Consider the following 20197-nt stretch of genomic DNA (forward strand, 5'->3'; position numbering starts at 1 on the left):
CACGACGGGAGACCTTCCCCGTTCAACGACCGCTACAGCGAGTCGTCACACTTCCTCAACCAACCTGTCTGGGCAGTACACCTAGCGCACGGTGGGCAGATCCGGGCTCGACACGTCATAGGTCTGCCCGGGCTGGGTCAGCAGCGCCGCGAGTTTCTGCGCCTTCTCCGCGGTGCGGTCGGTGTTGCCCCAGACCACCACCCGGCCATCGCCGAGCGTCAGCGTGATCGAGGCCACCGACGGGGCGGCAACCCGGGCGATCTGGCCGGCCACCTCAGGTGCCAGCGAGGTCATCACCTGCAAGGCGGCCAGCGTCGACGGATCGGCCGGGCCGGGGTTCTCCACGTCGAAGAACGGCAGCATCGTCGGTGGGGGCGCCGTCGCGAAATCCACCCCGTCCCGGTCGAACAGATGCGGGCCGTCCGGAAAGTCCTTGTACACCACAGGGACTCGTTCGACCACCGAGATCCCCAGCACCGACGGGTACTGCCGCTGCACCCGCGTGCTTGCCACCCGCCGGATGGTCGCGACCCGATCGGCCACCCGGCCGGTGTCGACCTGCAGCAGCGGCGTACCGGGGCGCACGCGGGCCATGTCCAGCACTTCCTCACGGGTCACCGCGGTGATGCCGGTGATCTCGATCTCGCGCACGGACATCAGCGGCGTGAAATACAGGATGAGGCCGAGCCCGGCCACCAGCACCGCGGTCAGCAGGGCCGCCAGCACCATCTTCAGGCCCCGGATGGTGCCGCGGGGCAGGCCCCTGTCGGGTTCGGCGGAACCGGCGCGGGCACGCCGCTTGGCCTCCCGGCGGGCCGCTTCGATCGCCTCGGCGCGCGCCTGGGCGGCACGGCGCTCCGCGCGCTCCCGCCGGGCCCGGCGCCGCGGGCCCTCCACCTCCGCGGGTTCCTCGGCACCGCCGGCCTCCTGATCGCCCTGGGCGGCCTCGTCCTGGACGGTCTCGTCCTGGGTGGTAGCCCCCTGAGCAGGGTCGTCCCGGCCCGGGTCACCCGCGACGGGCTCGCCCTGGGCGGCCCGCTGGGCAGGCTCGTCGGCGTGCCCGGCGGCGGCCGGTGCGATCCCCTGCTCGTCGGCGAAGTCCGGCTCGTCGGGGGGACCGGCCGGCGTCTCGGGCGGCACGCTCACCCCACACCCGGCGGTGGAGTCTGCTCGGCCCGCGCCCGCAGCGCGGTCACGATCTCGGGACCCAGCATGGTCACATCACCGGCGCCCATGGTGAGGATGACGTCACCGGGACCGGCCGCCGCCGCGACCGCCTGGGGCACCGCCGAGAAGTCCGGCAGGTAGTGCACGTCGACGCCGACGTGTTCGGCGACAGTGGCCCCACTCACCCCGGGCAGCGGCGTCTCGCGCGCCCCGTAGACGTCGAGGACGAACACCTCGTCCGCGCCGTCCAGCGACTGGCCGAACTCGGTGGCGAACTCCTTGGTGCGCGAGTACAGATGCGGTTGGAACACCACCAGGCTGCGCCCAAAACCCTGCTCGTCGAGCAACGCCCGCACCGCGGTCAGCGTCGCGGCGATCTCGGTGGGATGGTGCGCGTAGTCGTCGAAGACCCGCACCGCGCCGACGGTTCCGGCGGAACCCACCAGCTCGAACCGGCGGCGCACCCCGTCGAACCCGGCCAGGCCCTCGAGCACCCCGTCCAGCGGCGCGCCGACCTCCACCGCGGCCAGCAGGGCGCCCAGCGCGTTGAGGGCCATGTGGCGGCCGGGCACCGACAGCCGCATCGTCGCGCGCTGCCCGGTCCCGGCCAGCGCGACCTCGGCGACCGCACCGGTGCCCTGCTGCTCCCAGCGCAGCAACGTGCCGTCGAGCGGCACCGAACCCGTGCCGTGACTGCCGTACCGCAGCACCCGGATGCCCTGCGCCGCAGTGCGATCGGCCAACTCGGCGGCGCCGGGGTCATCGACGCACACCACCGCCGCCCCGCCCGGGGCGATCCGCTCGACGAATGCATCGAAGACTTCGGTGTAGGCCTGGGCGCTGCCGAAGAAGTCCAGGTGGTCGGCCTCGATGTTGGTGACCACCGCGACGTTGGGCGCGTACTCCAGCAGCGAGCCGTCGCTCTCGTCGGCCTCGGCGACGAACAGCGGTCCGCTGCCGTGATGGGCGTTGGTTCCGGCTTCCGAACCGGCCGAACCCAATTCGCCGCCCACCGCGAACGACGGATCCAGCCCGCAGCGCTGCAACGCGACCACGAGCATCGACGTCGTCGTCGTCTTGCCGTGGGTGCCGGTGACCATCAGGGTGGTGCGCCCGGCCATCAGCTTTGCCAGCACCGCCGGTCGCAGCACCACCGGAATGCCCCGGCGGCGGGCTTCGACCAGTTCGGGATTGGTCTTGGGAATGGCCGCGTGCGTGGTGACCACCGCGGTCACCCCGCCGGGCAGCAGATCCAGCGCCGACGCATCGTGACCGATCCGCACCTGGGCGCCGCGGGCGCGCAGCGCATGAAGTCCGCGGGACTCCTTGGCGTCCGAGCCCGAGACCAGTCCCCCGCGGTCCAACAGGATCCGGGCGATGCCGGACATCCCGGCTCCCCCGATACCGACCATGTGCACGCGGCTCAGTTCCGCAGGCAGTTGCTCAGCGCCCACGCCGACTCCCCGACCGCCGGTCCGCGGCGACCTCGAGTGCGAGGGAAGCCACCCGTTGCGCCGCCTCGGGGTGCCCGGCCAGAACCGCGGCGCTGGTCATCGTGGCCAGCCGCGCGTCGTCGGTGAGCAGGGCGGCGACGGTGTCGGCCACGAACTCCGGCGTCAGCTCGGCGTCGTCGACCAGCATCCCGCCGCCGGCATCGACCACCGGGAGGGCGTTGAGACGCTGTTCGCCGTTGCCGATGGGCAGCGGCACATAGATGGCCGGCAGGCCGACCGCCGAGACCTCGGCGACCGTCATCGCCCCGGAACGGCAGATCGCCAGGTCGGCGGCGGCATAAGCCAAGTCCATCCGGTCCAGATAGGGCACCGCGACATACGGCGGGTCGCCCGGCGCGGGTTCCGGCAGGTCCAGGGTGTTCTTCGGCCCGTGTGCGTGCAACACCGAAATGCCCTCAGCAGCAAGATGTTTGGCCGCCCCTGCCACTGCCTGGTTAATCGAGCGGGCGCCCTGCGAGCCGCCGAAGACCAGCAGCACCTTGGCGTCGTCGGCGAAGCCGAACTCGGCGCGGGCCGCCGCGCGCAACCCGGCCCGGTCCAAAGTGGTGATCGCCGGGCGCACCGGAACCCCGACCACCTCGCAGTGGGCCAGCCCGCAGTCGGCGACCGCCGACAGCACGCGCTGCGCCCCGCGGGCCCCGACCCGGTTGGCCAGGCCGGCGCGGGCGTTGGCCTCGTGGATCACCACCGGCACCCGCCTGGAGCCCCGGCCGCCGGCGGCCAGGTACGCCGGCAGCGCCACATAGCCGCCGAAACCGATCACCACGTCGGCCTGCACGGCACGCAGCACCGCCCGGGTCTCCCGCACCGCACGCAGCACCCGCAGCGGCAGCCGGGCCAGGTCGGCGTTGAGTTTGCGGGGCAACGGCACCGGGGTGATCAACTGCAGGTCGTAGCCGCGGGCGGGCACCAGCCGGGTCTCCAGGCCGCGGGCGGTGCCCAGTGCGGTGATCCGGACGTCGGCATCCAGGGCGCGCAGCGCGTCGGCGACGGCCATCGCGGGCTCGACATGGCCGGCGGTGCCGCCGCCGGCCAGGACCACCGATAACGGGGCGCCGCGGTCCGGCTTGCTGACCGAGTCGTTCACCGCCTATCGCTGACCTTCCAATGCTCGTGCGCGTCCGCCGGTCGGACGCGGCCCGGCGTGACGCCGGCCGCCTCCATTTTGCCCTGTGCGCCGAGTGCCCCGGCTCGCCGCCCGGGCCTGCGCCTGCGGGGCGGGACGCTGGCGGGCCGAGGGCCGTGCCGCCGCCCGCGGCCGGGCCGGCTGCTGCGGGCGTGACCGCAGCCGGTCGCGCAGGGCCTCGATGCGGGTCGGCGCGTACGGCTCCGGCAGCGGCAGGCGCAGTATCCGGTTCATCCGGTCGTCGGCGCCGGCGCGCAGCGCGGCCACCGCCTCCGGTTCGTGGCGCGCCGCGTTGGCCATGATTCCGATCATGAACAGGGTTGTCGCCGTGGAGGTTCCGCCCGCGGAAATCAGGGGCAGCTGAATCCCGGTCACGGGCAGCAGGCCGATCACGTAGCCGACGTTGATGAACGACTGACCGATCACCCACATGGTGGTGGCGGCGGTCAACAGCCGCAGGAAGGGATCGGCGGAACGTTTGGCGATCCGCATGCCGGTGTAGGCGAACAGCCCGAACAGCGCCAGCAGCCCGAAACCGCCGATGAAGCCGAGTTCCTCGCCGATGATGGCGAAGATGAAGTCGTTGTGGGCGTTGGGCAGGTAATTCCACTTCGCGGTGCCCTGGCCCAGGCCGTCGCCGAAGATGCCACCGTTGGCCAGGGCGAATTTCGCCTGACGTGCCTGGTAGCCGGCGTTCTGCGGGTCCGCGTCGGGGTCTAGCCAGGACCGCACCCGGTCGGAGCGGTAGCCCTCCGAGAGGGCCAGGATCACGGCGGCGGACACCACCGACAGCAGCGAGCTGGTGAACACCTTCAGCGGCAGACCGGCGTACCACAGCAGCGCCAGCAGGATGATGCCCAGCGAGACCGTCTGCCCCAGGTCGGGCTGGGCGACGATGAGCACCAGCGCCACCACCGCGGCCGGCACCAGCGGGACCAGCATTTCGCGCAGCGTCGCGCGCTCCATGCGGCGGCTGGCCAGCAGGTGCGCACCCCAGATGGCGAAGGCGATCTTGGCCAGCTCGGAGGGCTGCATCGAGAAGCCTGCGATGACGAACCAGCCGCGAGAGCCGTTGGACAGCGTCCCGATGCCCGGGATCAGCACCAGCACCAGCAGCACGATGGTGAAGGCGAAGCCGGGAAAGGCCATCCGGCGCATGAAGCGGACCGGCATGCGCAACGCCACGTAGCAGCCGAAGAGCCCGATCACCGTCCACAGCACCTGCTTGGCGAAGATCAGCCACGCCGACCCGTCGACGCCGTAGGACTCCACCCCCGAGGCCGACAGCACCATGATCAGCCCGAGGGTGGTCAGCAGCGCGGCGATGGCCACGATCAGGTGAAACGATGTCATCGGCCGGCCCAGCCAGGCGCCGAAGCGGGTGCGGGCCTCTGCCGGCGCGCTGTGTTCGGTCGCCGCGTCCGTCGAAGCTGCGTCTGCGGACCCGGCACCGCGCCGCAGCCGGGCCAGCAGCCCGATCACACCGATCCCGCCGCTGCGCGGGCGGCGGCCGCGAAGGCGTCGCCCCGGGCGCCGTAGCCGGCGAACTGGTCGAAGGATGCCCCCGCCGGTGCCAGCAGCACCGTGTCGCCGGGGCGGGCCAGGCCGCGGGCGGCGGCCACCACCGCTGTCATCACCCGGGAGCCCAGCGACTCCTGGGGCCCATCCGCCACTTGAACCACACGAGTAACTGGAGACACAGCAGCATCAGCCATACCACCATCCTCGCCTGTCACAACGTGGACGACCGGAACATCCGGTGCGTGTCGTGATAACGCCTTGGCAACCTCGGCGCGATCCCGGCCGATCAGGACGGCCCCGGCCAGGCGATCGGCGATCCGGGCGACCGTCGGCTCGATCGCGGCACCTTTGAGCAGCCCACCGGCGACCCAGACCACCCGGGGATGAGCCCGCACCGAGGCCTCGGCGGCGTGCGGATTGGTGGCCTTGGAGTCGTCGACGTAGCGAACCCCGCCGTCGACGACGACGAGTTCGGCGCGATGCCGACCGACCTGGAAGGACGCCAGCGCGTCGGCGATCGCCTGCGGCGGCACGCCGACACTGCGCGCCAGCGCCGCGGCCGCCAGCGCATCGAGAATACCCACCGGCCCTGCCACCGGCAGCGTCGCCACCGGCGCCAGCACCACGTCCCCGGCGGCGAAGGCCCGGTCGACCAGCATGCCGTCGACGCCCCCGAGCTCCCCGCGCCCGGGTTCGCCGAGCCGAAAGCCCACCTTGACCGGTGCCTCCGACGCCTGCAGCACGGCCGCGGCACGGGCGTCGTCCATCCCGGCCACCGCCACCCGGCCACTGAGCGCACGCGCCTTGGCAGCGGTGTAGGCGGCCATGCTGCCGTGCCAGTCCAGGTGGTCCTCGGCGATGTTGAGCACCACACCCGCCTCTGGACGCAGCGACGGGGCCCAGTGCAGCTGGAAACTGGACAGCTCGACAGCCAGCACCTCCTCCGCGCGCTCGGGTGCCGACGACAAGACGTCCAGGACCGGGTTGCCGATGTTGCCGCACAACTGAGCAGGCAGGCCCGCGGCAGTCAGCATGGCGTACAGCATCGAGGTGGTGGTGGTTTTGCCGTTGGTGCCCGTGACCACCAGCCAGCGCCGCGGCGGCCCGTAACGGCCGGCGGCGTCGAGTCGCCACGCCAGCTCCACGTCCCCCCAGATCGGCACCCCGGCTGCCGCGGCGGCGGCCAGCAGCGGAGTGGCCGGGTCGAATCCGGGGCTGGTGACCACCAGCGCATAGTCGCCGATCCGCGCCGCAGCCGCCGCCGGGCTGCAGCCGCTGACCCGGTGCTCGCCCAGCGCGGCGACGTTGTCGTCGCACAGGGTCAGCTCCAGACCCAACGGCGCCAACGCGGTCAGGACAGCCCGGCCGGTCACCCCGGCCCCGGCGACCAGTACCCGCGCGCCGGGAGACAGCACGCTCAGCCCGTCCGGGCCCGGTTCGGGTGACACCTCAGCCACCTACGACGGTGAACCACTCGCCGTAGAACATGGAGACGCCCAAGCCGCAGGCGATGGCGGTGAGCAGCCAGAACCGGATGATCACGGTGGTCTCGGCCCAGCCGGCCAGCTCGAAGTGGTGATGGAACGGGGCCATCCGGAACACCCGGCGGCCGGTGCTGCGAAACGCCACGATCTGGATGACCACCGAGGTGATCTCGGCGACGAACAGCCCGCCGAGCCCCACCGCCAGGATCTCGGTGCGGGTGGTGATCGACATGCCGGCGATCACCCCGCCCAGCGCCAGCGACCCGGTGTCGCCCATGAAGATCTTCGCCGGCGCGGCGTTCCACCACAGGAAGCCGATACAGGCGCCCGCAGTGGCGGCGGCGATCAGCGCCAGGTCCAGCGGGTCGCGCACGTTGTAGCAGCCCAGGCCGGGGGCGATCGCGCAGGCGTTGCGGTGCTGCATGACGGTGATCAGCACATAGGCGGCGCTGACCATCGCCATCGATCCGGCGGCCAGCCCGTCCAGGCCGTCGGTGAAGTTGACCGCGTTCGACCAGGCGCTGACGATCACGATGACGAACAGCACGAACAACGCCGGCGGCAATGTGACCGTGGCGATGTCGCGGACATAGGACAGCTGCAGACTGCCCGGGGTCAGCCCGGAGCTGTTGCGGAAGCACAGCACCAGCAGACCGAACAGCGTGGCCGCGGTGACCTGCCCGACGGTCTTGGCGGTCTTGTTCAACCCGAGGTTGCGGGAGCGGCGGATCTTGATCATGTCGTCGACGAAGCCGACCCCGCCCAGCGCGGTCGCCAGCCCGAGCACCAGCAGCCCCGAGGCCGTCGGCCCGGTGCCGTAGAACACCAGGCCGGCCAGTTCGGCGGTCAGGTAGCCCGCCCAGATCCCCGCCACGATGGCCACACCGCCCATCGACGGAGTGCCGCGCTTGCTGTGGTGGCTGGCCGGGCCGTCCTCGCGGATCTCCTGGCCGAATCCCTGCTTGGTGAACACCCGGATCAGCACCGGGGTCAGCAGGATCGCGACCAGCAGCGCGACACCGGCCGCGATCAGAATCATGATCATCGACGCTCTCCCGCGTCATCGGCGGCCAGTGCCTGCGCCAGCGCGGTCAGCCCGGCGGAGTTCGACGCCTTGACCAGCACCACGTCTCCGGCCTGGAGTTCGGCGCGCAACAGGGCCAGGGCGGCATCGACGTCGGGGACCGCAGTGGCCTCGGCGCCCCACGAACCCTCCATGACCGCGCCGTGCAGCATCGCGCCCATCGATCTCCCAACTCCGACGACAATGAGACGAGACACATCTAAGCGCACCGCGAGCCGTCCGATGCGGTCATGCTCAGATATCGCGTCCTCGCCCAGCTCGGCCATCTCGCCGAGCACCGCCCAGCTGCGCCGCCGGCCGGCGGGCGTGGGTGAACCGGGCGCCGGCTCCGTGCGGGCGATCCAGGCCAGCGCCTGCAGCGCCGCCCGCATGGAATCCGGGTTGGCGTTGTAGGAGTCGTCGATCACGATCACGCCGTCCGCGCGGGTGCTGACCTGCATCCGGTGCCGCGAGGCCGGTCCGGCCCCGGCCAGGGCGTCGGCCACCTGTTGCGCCGTGGCGCCGCATTCGCGCGCGACCGCCGCGGCACACAGCGCGTTGCTCACCTGGTGATCGCCGGAGACCCCGAGCGCAACTTCGACGCCGCCTACACCCTGGGGCCCGTAGTGCAGGGTGAACCGCGGCCGAGCCAGCTCGTCGAGCACCACCGGTCCGGCCCAGACGTCGGCCGGAGCCGACCGGCTGACCCGCACCACCCGGGCCACGGTCGACTCGGCCATCGCCGCCACCGCGGAGTCGTCGACGTTGAGGATCGCCACACCGGACTCTGGAACAGCTTGGACCAGTTCGGCTTTGGTCTCGGCTATCGCTTCGCGCGAACCGAACTCACCCAGGTGCGCGGTCCCGACGTTGAGTACCACCGCGATCTGCGGCGGGGCGATCGCCGCGAGCGCCGCGATGTTGCCGCGATGACGCGCCGAGAGCTCCAGCACCAGGAAATCGGTGTTCTCGTCGGCCCGCAGCACCGTCCAGGGATGCCCCAGCTCGTTGTTGAACGACCCGGGCGGCGCGACCACCTCGCCCAGCGGCGCGAGCACCGCGGCGATCAGATCCTTGGTGGAGGTCTTGCCCGAGGAGCCGGTCACGCCGATGATCTTCAGCCCGCCGGCGACCAGGGTGGCCGAGACCGCGGCGGCCAGTCTGGCCAGCGCGGCCAGCACCGCGGCGCCGGATCCCGCCGCGTCGTCGTGTTCGAGGGCACCGGATCGGCTGTCGGAGGCCGAATCTCCGGGACTGACCACGATCGCCGGCACGCCGACCGGGCGCGCCGCCAGCACCGCCACCGCGCCGGCCTCGACCGCCGCCGCCGCGTGGTCGTGACCGTCGGAGCGGGCACCGGGCAGGGCCAGGAACAGCGCGCCCGGGCTGATCCGGCGGGAATCGAACTCCACCGTGCCGGTGACGACGGTGCGCTGCGCCTGCTCGGGGGTGATGTCGGCCAGCCGGCCGCCGACGATCTCGGCGACCTGCGCGACGGTCAGCGCGATCATCGGTGCTGCCCCAGGGCTTCCAGCGCGTGGGCCAGCTCCACGCGGTCGTCGAACGGTGCGGTGTGCCCGCCGGCGGTCTGCCCGGTCTCGTGTCCCTTGCCCGCGACCAGCACCACGTCGCCGGGCCGCGCCCACGCCACCGCGTGCTCGATCGCGGCCCGCCGGTCACCGATCTCGACCACCTCGGCGCTGCCCTGCGCGGCCCCGGCCAGAACCGCGCGCCGGATCTCGCCGGGATCCTCCCCGCGCGGATTGTCGTCGGTGACGACCACCAGATCGGCGGTGTCTGCGGCGATACGTCCCATCGGCGCTCGTTTGCCGGCGTCGCGGTCACCGCCCGCGCCGAACACCACGGCCAGCCGTCCGGAGGTGTCGCGCAGCTCGTGTCGCAGCGTCGCCAGCACCGCCGCCAGCGCCCCGGGCTTGTGCGCGTAGTCGACCAGCGCCAAAAAGTCCTGGCCCCGGTCGATGGGCTCCATGCGTCCCGGCACCCGCGCGGCCCGCAGACCGGGCGCGGCCTGTTCCGGCGACACCCCCACCGCGTCGAGAACAGCCAGTGCCACAAGGGTGTTGGCGATGTTGTAGTCGCCGGGCAAGCCGATGCCGATCCGATGGTGCACCCCGGCGGGATCGACGGCCACGAACTCGCGCCCGCGCGATCCGCCGGAACGCACCTGCTCCACACTCCAGTCCGCCGGGCGGCCCGTGGTGCTGACGGTGACCGGCGCGTTCGCGCGGGCCGCCATCGCCGCGCCGGCGTCGTCGTCCACGCAGACCACCGACCGGGCGGCATGCAGGGGCGACGCCGGGTCGAACAGCCGGGCCTTGGCCTCGAAGTAGTCCGCCATGCTCGGGTGGAAGTCCAGATGATCACGCGACAGATTGGTGAAGGCGCCCACCGCGAAGCGGGTGCCGTCGACCCGGCCCAGCGTCAGGGCATGGCTGGAGACCTCCATGACGGCGGTGTCCACGCCGCGCTGGGCCATCGCGGCCAGCAGGGCCTGCAGCGCGGGCGCCTCGGGGGTGGTCAGGGCGCTGGGCAGGTCGGCGCCGTCGATGCGGACGCCGACCGTGCCGATCAGCCCGGCGATGCGGCCCGCGGCCCGCAGTCCGGCTTCCACCAGATAGGTGGTGGTGGTCTTGCCCGATGTCCCGGTGATGCCGATGACGGTGACCCGCTCGCAGGGATGCCCGTAGACCTGCGCCGCCAGCTCGCCCAGCACGGCGCGGGGCGCCGGATGCACCAGGACCGGGGCCCCGGACGCAACAGCGTCCTCGGCGATCATGGCGGCCCCGGCCCCGTCGGAGAGCACCGCCACCGCACCCCGCGCGAGCGCGTCGGGCGCAAACCGCGCACCGTGGGTGCTCGCGCCCGGAAGCGCGGCGAACAGGTCGCCGGGCCGCACGTCCTGGGCGCGCAGGGTCAGCCCGGTGATCGGCAGCTCCGGCACCACGTCGCCGGTGACCGCGACCGCCCCGATCTGGGCGGCGAGTGCGCGCAGCGATGAGCCGGCATCGGCATCGGGGCGCAGAGCAGGCACCAGCCATCACCTCCCTGTGCTGCCGGCCGGGTCGTCCGGATCGGCCCTGAGACTACCTAGGCGGGCGGTGTCCGCAGCGCAGGCGATCGGGCTTGGGGCGCTCGGGGCGGTCTTTTGCAGAGCCCGGTGGACTACATCGCCTGCAGGACCAGCGGCGGACCGGGGTCGGGCGACAAGGGCACGTTGTGGCGCTGCAGCAGCCAGCCGGCGATGTTGTGGAACAGCGGCGCCGCCGAGGTGCCGGGCGAGCCGTCCGCGGCGCGGTGGGGGTTGTTCATCATCAGCCCGATGACGTAGCGCGGGTTGTCCGCCGGGGCTATCCCGGCAAAGGTGATCCAGTAGACGTCGTCGTAGTAGCAGCCGCAGGCCGGGTTGATCTGCTGTGCGGTACCGGTCTTTCCGGCGATCTGATAGCCGTCGACCGCGGCCTGCCAACCGGTGCCCTGCTGCACGCCGGTGGGATCGCGCTGCACCACCGAGCGCAGCATGTTGCGCACCGTCGCCGCGGTCTGCTCCGAGACCACCCGGATGCCCTCGGGCCGCGGCTCCTCGGCGCGCGTGCCGTCGGGGCCGATGGTGGCCTTGATGATGCGCGGCGGGATGCGCAGGCCGTCGTTGGCGATCGCCTGGTACATCCCGGTCATCTGCAGCAGCGTCATCGACAGACCCTGGCCGATCGGCAGGTTGGCAAAGGAGCTGCCCGACCATTGGTCCACCGGCGGGACCAGACCGGCGCTCTCACCGGGCAGGGCCACCCCGGTGCGCTGACCCAGGCCGAACTTCTCCACCATGTCGAACCAGCGCTCGGGGCCCACCCGTTGCGCCAGCATCAGAGTGCCGACGTTGGAGGACTTTCCGAAGATTCCGGTCATGGTGTAGGGCACGACGCCGTGTTCCCAGGCATCCCGGACGGTGACGTCGGCGATGTTGATCGAGCCGGGCACCTGCAGCACCTCGTCGGGGTGACCGAGCCCGTATTCGATGACCGAGGCGGCCGTGACGACCTTGTTGACCGAGCCCGGCTCAAACGGCGACGACACCGCCCGATTGCCGAGTTCGCGGTCCTCCTGGCGCCCGATGTCTTGGGACGGGTCGAAGGTGTTGTCGCCGGCCATGGCCAGCACCTCACCGGAGTGCGCGTCGAGCACCACCGCCGTGACGTCGTGGGCGCCGGAGAGGTTCTTGGCCTGCTGCACCTGCTGCTGGACGTAGAACTGGATGTCGTCGTCGATGGTGAGCTGGACCGTCGACCCGTTGACCGCCTTATGGCGGTTGCGGTAACTGCCCGGGATCACCACACCGTCCGAACCCCGGTCGTAGGTGATCGACCCGTCGGTGCCGGCCAGCACGGCGTCCATCGAGTCCTCCAGGCCCAGCAGGCCGTGGCCGTCCCAGTCGATACCGCCGATGATGTTGGCCGCCAGCGAACCGCCCGGGTATTGCCGCAGATCCTGGCGCTCGCTGCCGACCTCGGGGCATTTCTCGGTGATCACCTCGGCCACCGCGGGGTCGACGGCCCGAGCCAGGTACACGAAGGTCTCGTCGCTGCGCAGCTTCTTGAGCAACGCGGCGGCGTCGGGCTTGTTGCCGAGTCGCTGCGAGACCTCTTTGGCGATCTCCTGCAGCCGCAGCTCGGGATCGGGGGCCGACGGGTCCAGCTTCCGGGCTTCGGCGAGTTGCTTGCGGATCTTCGCCGGCTGGAAGGACAACGCGCGGGCCTCGATGGTGAACGCGAGCTTGTCCCCGGTGCGGTCGATGATGTCGCCGCGCAACGCCTGCTGAACGTCGGTGACCTTGAGTTGCCCGGCGGCCTCGGCCCGCAGCCCGGACGCACGAGGAACCTGCAGGGAGAACAGCTGGGCCGCCGACAACGCCAGCACCAGGAAGATGACCGCGTTGCCGACGCGGTGCCGGAAGACGAACGACGCACTGCGCACGCCCAGTTCGGCGGCCGGGCGGGTCCGGCGTTCGCGAGCCGAATGCTCAGTCGCCGGAGCCACTTTCGTCTCCTTGGCGGCCTTGGCGGCCTTGCCTGTTTTGGCAGTGGCCGCGCGGCGGGCCTTTCGCCTGCCGGCCGCGGCCGGACCATGGTCACGACGTGCCGGGCCGCTCCCCCGCGCGGCCCGTCTCATCGCACGACTCCGGTGCTCACCGGCGCCGTTACGCGTTCCGCCGCCGGCGCGGGCAGCGGCGCCAGCCCCGCCCCGGTCGGCGGTAGGACTGCCCCGGCCGGCGGTACGCCTGGCTGCGCAACCGGGCGCTGCAGCGGTACCACCGTCTCGGGCGGGACCGCCGTGCCAGGGGGCAGCAGCACAGGCGGGACACCGGCGGCCGGGACGGCCGGTGTCGACAGGTGCGGAATCTCCTGTGCGCTGGGCCCGGGCAACGGTCCGCGGACCGGCGTACCGGGCGCGCCGGGCAGGCCCGGAATGGTCAGCGGCGCACCGGGTGTCACCGCAGCAGGCGGGAAACCGCCGCGCAGATGGCGACTGTCCGGCTTGGGCTCGGTGAACGGCAGCCGCACCGGCACCTCGGCCGGCGGCGCCGTGTCGTCGGGCAACTTGATGTTCAGCGGCGGCGGCGGTGCCCCCTCGGCAGGTTTCGGCACGCCGACGACCACCCAGTTGCCGACCGGGTCCTGAACCAGGTGCGCGGTGTCGCGGCTGGGGATCATGCCCAGTTCGCGCGCGGCCTCGGCCAGCGCGGGCGCCGACTCGGCCGTGAGGACGTCGCGTTCGAGTGCTTCCTTCTGCTGCAACAGCACCCGGTTGCGCTCCCGGATGTTACCCAACTCGTAGGAGCGCTCGGCGGCGTCTGTCGAGAGCCACAGCGTGATTCCCAGCCCGATGCCCAGCGCACCGATGACCAGCACCACGAACGGAACCTTGGCCGCCAGGGTGCGTGGCCGCAGGTCGACCGAGGCCAGCCGGGCGATCAGCCGTTCCCGCAGCGGTACGCGGACCACCTTGGGGGCTTTGGCCTTTCGCGCCTTGGCGCGGGCCTTCGCCTGCTTGGTGCTCTTCGGCGGAACCGGCCGGGCGTCGGGGCGAGGCGATGCCGCCCGCTGCGGTCCGGTGCGCGGTCGCGACTCCCGGCCCGGTGCGGGCGCGGTCCCGCGCTGCCGGCGCGGGCCCCGGGACTGTGCAGCGTCGCCACCCCGGCGTGCGCCGGTGCGGGGCATGCCCTCGGGACCGGGACCGCGGTCGGCCTGCCGTGCCCCCGCGGTGCGCTTGGTCGCCATCACTTCCCCCTCGATGCCACGATCGGCCCGGCCTGCACGCGCTCGACGGCACGTAGCCGCACCGACCCCGCTCGCGGGTTGCGCTCGACCTCATCGGCCTCGGCCCGCTCGGCGCCCCTGGTCAGACTGATGAATTTCGGTTCGTCACCCGGCAATTCGACCGGCAGACCGACCGGCGTGCGCGACGCCGTCGCCGCGGCGAACAGCTGTTTGACGATGCGGTCCTCCAACGACTGGTAGGCCATCACCGCCACCCGTCCCCCCACCGTCAGCGCGTCCAGCGCCGCCGGCAGCGCGGCCCGCAGCGAGTCCAGCTCGCCGTTGACCGCGATCCGCAACGCCTGAAACGTGCGCTTGGCCGGATGCCCGCCGGTTCGCCGCGCCGCTGCCGGGATCGCCTCGTAGAGCAGCTCCGTCAGCTGCCCGGTCGAGGTGAACGGTGTGTGGGCCCGGCGACGCACGATGTGGGAGGCGATCCGCGCGGCAAACCGCTCCTCGCCGTAGCGGCGCAGAATGTCGGTGAGCGCCGCGGCGTCGTAGGTGTTCACGATGTCGGCGGCGGTCAGTTCGCCGTCCGGGTCCATCCGCATGTCCAACGGCGCGTCCTGGGCGTAGGAGAATCCGCGTTCCGCCCGGTCGAGCTGCATCGAGGACACCCCGAGGTCGAACAACACCGCGTCCACCGAGCCGGTGGGGGCCAGTCCCGATTCGGTCAGCGCGGCGGCGATTCCGTCGTAGCGGGTGTGCACCATGGTGAGGCGATCGGAGAACCTGGCCAGCCGCGCGCCCGCGATTGCCAGTGCGGTGGTGTCACGGTCGAGCCCGATGACGCGCAGGCCGGGGAACTCGGTGAGAAAGCGCTCGGTGTGGCCGCCGGCTCCCAGCGTGGCGTCGACCAGGGTGGCGCCGTCGCCGTCGGCCGACCGCCTGGTCAAGGCCGGCGCCAGCAGCTGCACGCTGCGCTCCAGCAGAACCGGCACGTGTCCGAATTCGCCCTGCTCGGCCACAGCAGCACCTCCCCGTTGCGCCCCGTGAAATGCGCGGTCGGCAGCCCTTGCCTCGAGGTCCCTGCCCGACGGTGCGAACCTGACGTTGGGGAAGTACGTCAGGGTCGGTTCGGACAGAGGCCACGAGGCACGGGCGTGCGCCTCAGATGATGTCGCTGAGTGCTTCATCGCTGGCCGCGGAGAAGTTCTCTTCGTGCAACTGCTGGTAGTCGCTCCAGGCCTGCGCGTCCCAGATCTCCAGGTAGTCGACCGAGCCGATGACCACACACTCCTTGGAAAGGTTCGCGTAGCGGCGGTGGTCGGGCGACAAGGTGATCCGGCCCTGGGCGTCGGGGTGCTGCTCGTCGGTGGCGGCAGCCAGGTTGCGCAGGAAGGCCCGCGCGTCCGGGTTGCTGCGCGAAGCCTTCGCTGCCCGGCGGGCCAACTGCTCGAACTCCGCACGGGGATACACGGCCAGGCTGTGGTCCTGACTCTTGGTGACCATCAACCCTCCTGCCAGCGCATCACGAAACTTCGCGGGCAGTGTCAGCCGCCCCTTGTCGTCGAGCTTGGGCGTGTAGGTGCCGAGGAACATCGGCTACCTCCCGCCCGGTCGTCGTCGTCAGCCCACGATACCCCACATTCCCCCACTATGCACCATTTCAGGGGTCGGATTCCCCCCTCTGCCCCACCGTCGACCCCCCAGACCGCCCACACCGGCCCACTCAGGACCCAAACAGGCAGGAAAAGTCCAGCTCACAGCGCTGGAGACAAAGTGGGGCATGGTGGGGTGCGCTCCCCACGGCGCCCCACCGAGGCGCCGACAGGGCGCGTACGACCCAACGAAGAAAGGGCAGCCGATCGGCTGCCCTTTGAGTTCTTCGGTCTGTCTGAAAACCCTGCTTAGGGTTCGAACCGGCGACGGAAACGGTCTTCCATCCGGCTGGTGAACGTGCCGCTGGAGCCCTTGACCCGCCGCTGTGCGGCGCCGCCAGTCTTGGCGGTGTCCAGCCCCGGGCCCGCGTGGTTGCCGGTGATGGCGAACACCACCCCGCCGAACATGACCACGAATCCCAGCACGCTCAGGATCAGGAATCCGGGATTGACCGTGGTCGCGTAAATCGGAACGCCGGAGACCAGCAGCACCAGACCGATCACGAACAGCGCCATACCCTGCACCCGCCGACGGGTGGTGGGGGTACGCAGGGCGCCGCCGCGAACACTGGACGCGAATTTGGGGTCCTCGGCGTAGAGCGCGCTCTCGATCTCATCGAGCATGCGCTGCTCATGGTCGGAGAGTGGCATTCGTCCCTCCTTGCCGACGGCCGCTCACATCACTGCCCACGCCTGCTGCGGGCATAACACTGATGATACGAGGTGTGCCTGTGCCGTACCACAGGCTTCACCAGCCGATTGTAGCCCCGGTCCGAAGTTGTCGATCCACAACCGCCGTCGCCGCAGGACGAATCCGGATAATAGGGACGAAACCTCGCCGACACGGGAAAGGAACCTGCCCTGTGGTCACCTTCCTGGTCGACATGTCGCCGCGAGAGATGGCAGATCACCTCGGCGAGGCACTGCACGTCTATGTCACCGCGATGGGCTACCCGCCGGGCACCGAGGGGCAACGGGCCGCCATGTGGCTCGACCACACGCGCCGCACGGGATGGCGTGCGGTGGCGGCCTTCGACGACGGCGACCAGGGCGAACTGCTGGGGGTGGCGTATGGCTACTGCGGCGCCCCCGACCAGTGGTGGCAGCAGCAGGTGGTGCTGGGTCTGCAGCGCCGCGGCCTGCCCCGGTCGGAGATCATCCGCCTGATGACCAGTTACTTCGAGCTGACCGAACTGCACGTGACGCCGCGGGCGCAGGGTGGCGGTCTGGGCGAGGCCCTGCTGCGGCGCCTGCTGACCGGACGTCCCGAGGCCAGCGTGCTGCTGTCCACCCCGGAAACAAGCGGTGAGAGCAATCGCGCCTGGCGGTTGTACCGCCGGCTGGGTTTCACCGACATCATGCGCGGGCACCACTTCGCCGGCGATCCGCGGCCCTTCGCCATCCTGGGCCGGCCGCTGCCGTTATAGCGGCCCCACCTGCCGCGTCATCACCGCACCGGGGTCCCGGTCTGGCACGATGACCTCGTGCATCTTCGGCGATCGCTTTGGCGGGTCCGCGTTCCAGGCCGGGCCCGACGGTTCGGCGCCCACCGCCGGCTGACAGCCCTGGTGGCGCTGCTGCTGATCACGGTCCCACTGGCCGGATGCGTCCGCATCCGCGCCAGCATCACCGTCTCGCCCGACGACCAGGTCTCCGGCCAGCTGATCGTGGCGGCCAAGCCACGCAACGACAACGACACCGGTCCCAAGCTCAGCGCCGACGTGCCGTTCCCCCAGAAAGTCGCGATCTCCAACTACAACCGGGACGGCTACGTCGGCTCCCAGGCGGTGTTCTCCGATCTGACCTTCGCCGAACTGCCGCAGCTGGCCGGTATGCACCGCGACGCCGCCGGGGTGGACCTGTCGCTGCGGCGCGCCGGCAATCTGGTGATCCTCGAGGGCCGCGTCGATCTGACCACCCTCGAAGACCCCGAGGCCGACGTCGAGCTGAGCGTGGCGTTCCCCGGCGAGGTGACCTCCACCAACGGCGACCGCCTCGGCGGCGACATGGTGCGCTGGAAACTCAAGCCCGGTGTGGTGAGCACCATGAGCGCCCAGGCCCGCTACACCGACCCCAGCACGCGCTCGTTCGCCCACGCCGCCCTGTGGCTGACCCTGTCGACGTTCGCCGCGGCAGGCCTGGTCGCGCTGATGGCGTGGCAGGGCCGGGACCGCTCACCGCGGTTCCGTTCGCCCGACGACGCCGGCGTCTGAGGCCGCGCCGCTCAGCTCGGCCCGGGCGACCAGTAGTCGAGCATCTGCGCAAAGGTCCGAAACGCCGCCGCCGACACCCCGTACGTCGCCTCCAGATGAATGCTCAACGGGAAGCCCAGATCCGCGACGCCGTCGATCACCCGCTTGTAGAGGTCCAGCATCAGCTTGCGCCGCTGTTCGGGTTCGCTGTCGGCCAGCGTCTTGACGAACGCCTGTTCGGCGGCCACCGCCGGGTTGCCCGGATCTTGAATCAGCCAGTTGATCAGACCGACCCGGTTCTCGACCGTGGGGACAAAGCCGAACGACAGCAGGATCTCCGGCCGGGCATCGCTGTGCTTGGCGAACTCGGTGAGGAACGACACGATCGCGTCGGAGTACAACAGCTGAGTCAGCGCGAAGGTCGCCCCGCGTTCGCACTTGAAACGGAACCGGCCGAGCTCCTCGGCCCGGGTCGGAATCAGGATCGCGCCGCGGTTGGACACGTCGTCACGAAACATCGCCAGCGCATCGGTCGGCGGCACGCCCGAGCCCTCGCCGTCGGCCATGGTGCGGGGCACGCCCACGAACACCACGCCCTCGATCCCCGCCGTGGTGAGCTCACGCAGCCGGCTGCGTAGGCCGGCCTCGTCGGAAAACGAGGTGACCTGGGTGCACAACCCGGCCATGCCCGGCAGCTCGGGGCGGATCGCCTGCCAGAAGTCCAGCACGTCGAGCTTGGGCTTCATCTCGATGGGGCGGTCGTCCTCCTCGGCGATCATCCCCGGCATCAGGATGTGGCGGATCTTGCCCTGCAGGCCGGTTTCGGCGGCGAACCGCACGACCTTGTGCGCCTCCTCGATCGTCTGCTCGGGACCCCGTTCCACGTTCGGTGGGACAAGCTCGAGTGCGACGGTGTTCAAGGTCACGTGGTAGCTCCTCATGAAAGACGGTCCGCAGACGTCAACAGTGCCACAGGGCGCGGGCCGACGGCCCTGGCCGCCGTCGGCCGCCACCGGCCTGAGTCCCCCCCGGGCGTGGTGGCACACTCTACGCTGGACCCAGGCTGGGGGTTCCCGCCCGGGGCAGCGCAGAAAGGGACGCCGAGCTGACATCCAAGGCAACGACTACACCGTCGGCCGCAGCGCTGGCCGGCGCCGTGACCGAAGCGCTGCGCTCCCACCTGCGCACGCGGCGTACCGAGACAGCCTATATCGGTGACGACTACCAGGATCTGATCACCGGCCTCGAGGACTTCGTGCTCGACGGTGGCAAACGGCTGCGTCCGGCCTTCGCCTACTGGGGCTGGCGCGCCATCACCGGCCACGACGCCGGCGACCGCGAACTGCTGCTGTTCTCGGCACTGGAACTGCTGCACGCCTGCGCGCTGGTGCACGACGACGTGATCGACGCCTCAGCTACCCGCCGGGGCAATCCGACCACGCACCGCAAGTTCGCCGAGTTGCATCGCGCCCGCGGCTGGCGCGGCTCGGCCGACCAGTTCGGGATATCGGCGGCCATCCTGCTCGGCGACCTGGCCCTGGTGTGGGCCGACGACATCGTCGCCGACGCCGATCTGCCCGACGATGCCCGGCGCCGCGTGCGGCGGGTCTGGTCGGACATCCGCACCGAGGTGCTGGGCGGCCAGTACCTCGACATCGCCGCCGAATCCAGTGGCGTGGACTCGATCGCCTCGGCGATGCGCGTCAACACGTACAAGACCGCCTCCTACACGGTGGTGCGCCCCCTGCAACTGGGCGCCGCCGCGGCAGCCGACCGGCCCGAAATCCAGGCACTGTTCGGCGAGATCGGCACCGACCTGGGCGTGGCGTTCCAGCTGCGCGACGACGTGCTGGGGGTGTTCGGCGATCCGGCGGTGACCGGCAAGCCCTCCGGCGACGACCTGCGCTCGGGCAAGCGCACCGTCCTGCTGGCCGAGGCGGTGGAACTGGCCGACAAGTCGGACCCGGCGGCGGCCAACCGGTTGCGCAGCGCGATCGGCACCGCACTGACCGAGGCGCAGGTCCGCGAACTGTGCGACACCATCGAGGCGGTGGGCGCCCTTGCCGCCGTCGAAGACCGCATCGACCTGCTGATCCGCCGTGCCCTGACCGCGCTGGCGGCAGCACCCATCGACGAGGTCGCCAAAGCCGGACTCACCGACCTGGCTCGCCGGGTAGCCGACCGGTCCGCCTGAAGA

Annotated in this window: 17 protein-coding genes; 3 read left to right on the top strand and 14 right to left on the bottom strand. The window is 71.3% G+C overall.

The genetic code is table 11. The features are described from left to right. Window positions 1-81 precede the first annotated feature (81 nt). The 13 genes from LI92_RS04600 to LI92_RS04660 form a co-directional block, all read right to left on the bottom strand. Window positions 82-1080, bottom strand: a complete 999-nt coding sequence (locus LI92_RS04600) for a cell division protein FtsQ/DivIB (protein ID WP_046316508.1) — start codon at window positions 1078-1080, stop codon at window positions 82-84. Between the two features lie 62 nt (window positions 1081-1142). Continuing rightward, on the bottom strand, window positions 1143-2621 hold the full coding sequence (gene murC, locus LI92_RS04605) for a UDP-N-acetylmuramate--L-alanine ligase (protein ID WP_082109552.1): 1479 nt from the start codon (window positions 2619-2621) through the stop codon (window positions 1143-1145). Further along, window positions 2611-3678, bottom strand: a complete 1068-nt coding sequence (gene murG, locus LI92_RS04610; protein ID WP_502691397.1) for an undecaprenyldiphospho-muramoylpentapeptide beta-N-acetylglucosaminyltransferase — start codon at window positions 3676-3678, stop codon at window positions 2611-2613. The genes murC and murG overlap by 11 nt, the downstream gene beginning before the upstream one ends. Before the next feature lie 93 nt (window positions 3679-3771). Further along, window positions 3772-5280, bottom strand: a complete 1509-nt coding sequence (gene ftsW, locus LI92_RS04615) for a putative lipid II flippase FtsW (RefSeq protein WP_502691398.1) — start codon at window positions 5278-5280, stop codon at window positions 3772-3774. Between the two features lie 5 nt (window positions 5281-5285). Continuing rightward, complete coding sequence (gene murD, locus LI92_RS04620) at window positions 5286-6776, bottom strand: UDP-N-acetylmuramoyl-L-alanine--D-glutamate ligase (protein WP_286134856.1); 1491 nt, start codon at window positions 6774-6776, stop codon at window positions 5286-5288. 1 nt (window position 6777) lies between these two features. Beyond that, window positions 6778-7857 carry a phospho-N-acetylmuramoyl-pentapeptide-transferase gene (mraY, locus tag LI92_RS04625; protein ID WP_046316451.1) on the bottom strand — a complete coding sequence of 360 codons (1080 nt, stop codon included), beginning with the start codon at window positions 7855-7857 and terminating at the stop codon, window positions 6778-6780. After that, window positions 7854-9386 (bottom strand): UDP-N-acetylmuramoyl-tripeptide--D-alanyl-D-alanine ligase, encoded by a 1533-nt coding sequence (locus LI92_RS04630; RefSeq protein ID WP_046316453.1) that lies wholly within the window; start codon window positions 9384-9386, stop codon window positions 7854-7856. The genes mraY and LI92_RS04630 overlap by 4 nt, the downstream gene beginning before the upstream one ends. After that, entirely contained in the window at window positions 9383-10930 is a 1548-nt protein-coding gene (locus LI92_RS04635; RefSeq protein ID WP_152665333.1) for a UDP-N-acetylmuramoyl-L-alanyl-D-glutamate--2,6-diaminopimelate ligase, read from the bottom strand. The genes LI92_RS04630 and LI92_RS04635 overlap by 4 nt, the downstream gene beginning before the upstream one ends. Before the next feature lie 128 nt (window positions 10931-11058). After that, entirely contained in the window at window positions 11059-13059 is a 2001-nt protein-coding gene (locus tag LI92_RS04640) for a peptidoglycan D,D-transpeptidase FtsI family protein (RefSeq protein ID WP_082109553.1), read from the bottom strand. Further along, on the bottom strand, window positions 13056-14168 hold the full coding sequence (gene ftsL, locus LI92_RS22905) for a cell division protein FtsL (protein ID WP_046316459.1): 1113 nt from the start codon (window positions 14166-14168) through the stop codon (window positions 13056-13058). Before ftsL ends, LI92_RS04640 begins: the two co-directional genes overlap by 4 nt. Next, window positions 14168-15343: a 16S rRNA (cytosine(1402)-N(4))-methyltransferase RsmH gene (gene rsmH / locus LI92_RS04650; RefSeq protein ID WP_082109554.1), complete on the bottom strand. Its 1176-nt coding sequence runs from the start codon at window positions 15341-15343 to the stop codon at window positions 14168-14170. Before rsmH ends, ftsL begins: the two co-directional genes overlap by 1 nt. Continuing rightward, a complete protein-coding gene (gene mraZ / locus LI92_RS04655; RefSeq protein WP_046316461.1) occupies window positions 15318-15749 on the bottom strand; it encodes a division/cell wall cluster transcriptional repressor MraZ in 432 nt (143 codons plus the stop codon). The genes rsmH and mraZ overlap by 26 nt, the downstream gene beginning before the upstream one ends. Window positions 15750-16057: 308 nt before the next feature. Continuing rightward, window positions 16058-16459, bottom strand: a complete 402-nt coding sequence (locus tag LI92_RS04660) for an SCO2097 family morphological protein (protein ID WP_046316463.1) — start codon at window positions 16457-16459, stop codon at window positions 16058-16060. Window positions 16460-16671: 212 nt separating this feature from the next. Between LI92_RS04660 and LI92_RS04665 the strand changes: the two genes are divergently transcribed. Together LI92_RS04665 and LI92_RS04670 are read left to right on the top strand one after the other, a co-directional pair. Beyond that, entirely contained in the window at window positions 16672-17235 is a 564-nt protein-coding gene (locus tag LI92_RS04665; RefSeq protein ID WP_046316465.1) for a GNAT family N-acetyltransferase, read from the top strand. A gap of 129 nt (window positions 17236-17364) precedes the next feature. Continuing rightward, window positions 17365-18021, top strand: a complete 657-nt coding sequence (locus LI92_RS04670; RefSeq protein WP_163787298.1) for an LppM family (lipo)protein — start codon at window positions 17365-17367, stop codon at window positions 18019-18021. A gap of 11 nt (window positions 18022-18032) precedes the next feature. On the opposite strand, the gene LI92_RS04675 is transcribed toward LI92_RS04670, so the two are convergent. Beyond that, complete coding sequence (locus tag LI92_RS04675) at window positions 18033-18926, bottom strand: mycobacterial-type methylenetetrahydrofolate reductase (RefSeq protein ID WP_046316467.1); 894 nt, start codon at window positions 18924-18926, stop codon at window positions 18033-18035. Between the two features lie 218 nt (window positions 18927-19144). Between LI92_RS04675 and idsA2 the strand changes: the two genes are divergently transcribed. Beyond that, window positions 19145-20194, top strand: coding sequence for a bifunctional (2E,6E)-farnesyl/geranyl diphosphate synthase (idsA2, locus tag LI92_RS04680; RefSeq protein WP_192829978.1), 1050 nt, complete (start codon window positions 19145-19147; stop codon window positions 20192-20194). Window positions 20195-20197: the final 3 nt, after the last annotated feature.

The organism is Mycobacterium sp. UM_Kg1, assembly GCF_000972925.1.
Taxonomy (GTDB): domain Bacteria; phylum Actinomycetota; class Actinomycetes; order Mycobacteriales; family Mycobacteriaceae; genus Mycobacterium; species Mycobacterium hiberniae.

What these genes read in the sequence shown, in the direction of transcription:
- LI92_RS04660 (WP_046316463.1), bottom strand. Translation starts at nt 16,459, where the DNA reads ATGCCACTCTCCGACCATGAGCAGCGCATGCTCGATGAGATCGAGAGC.
- rsmH (WP_082109554.1), bottom strand. Translation starts at nt 15,343, where the DNA reads ATGAAGCACTCAGCGACATCATCTGAGGCGCACGCCCGTGCCTCGTGG.
- murG (WP_502691397.1), bottom strand. Translation starts at nt 3,678, where the DNA reads ATGGCCGTCGCCGACGCGCTGCGCGCCCTGGATGCCGACGTCCGGATC.
- LI92_RS04630 (WP_046316453.1), bottom strand. Translation starts at nt 9,386, where the DNA reads ATGATCGCGCTGACCGTCGCGCAGGTCGCCGAGATCGTCGGCGGCCGG.
- ftsL (WP_046316459.1), bottom strand. Translation starts at nt 14,168, where the DNA reads ATGGCGACCAAGCGCACCGCGGGGGCACGGCAGGCCGACCGCGGTCCC.
- LI92_RS04640 (WP_082109553.1), bottom strand. Translation starts at nt 13,059, where the DNA reads ATGAGACGGGCCGCGCGGGGGAGCGGCCCGGCACGTCGTGACCATGGT.
- mraY (WP_046316451.1), bottom strand. Translation starts at nt 7,857, where the DNA reads ATGATCATGATTCTGATCGCGGCCGGTGTCGCGCTGCTGGTCGCGATC.
- mraZ (WP_046316461.1), bottom strand. Translation starts at nt 15,749, where the DNA reads ATGTTCCTCGGCACCTACACGCCCAAGCTCGACGACAAGGGGCGGCTG.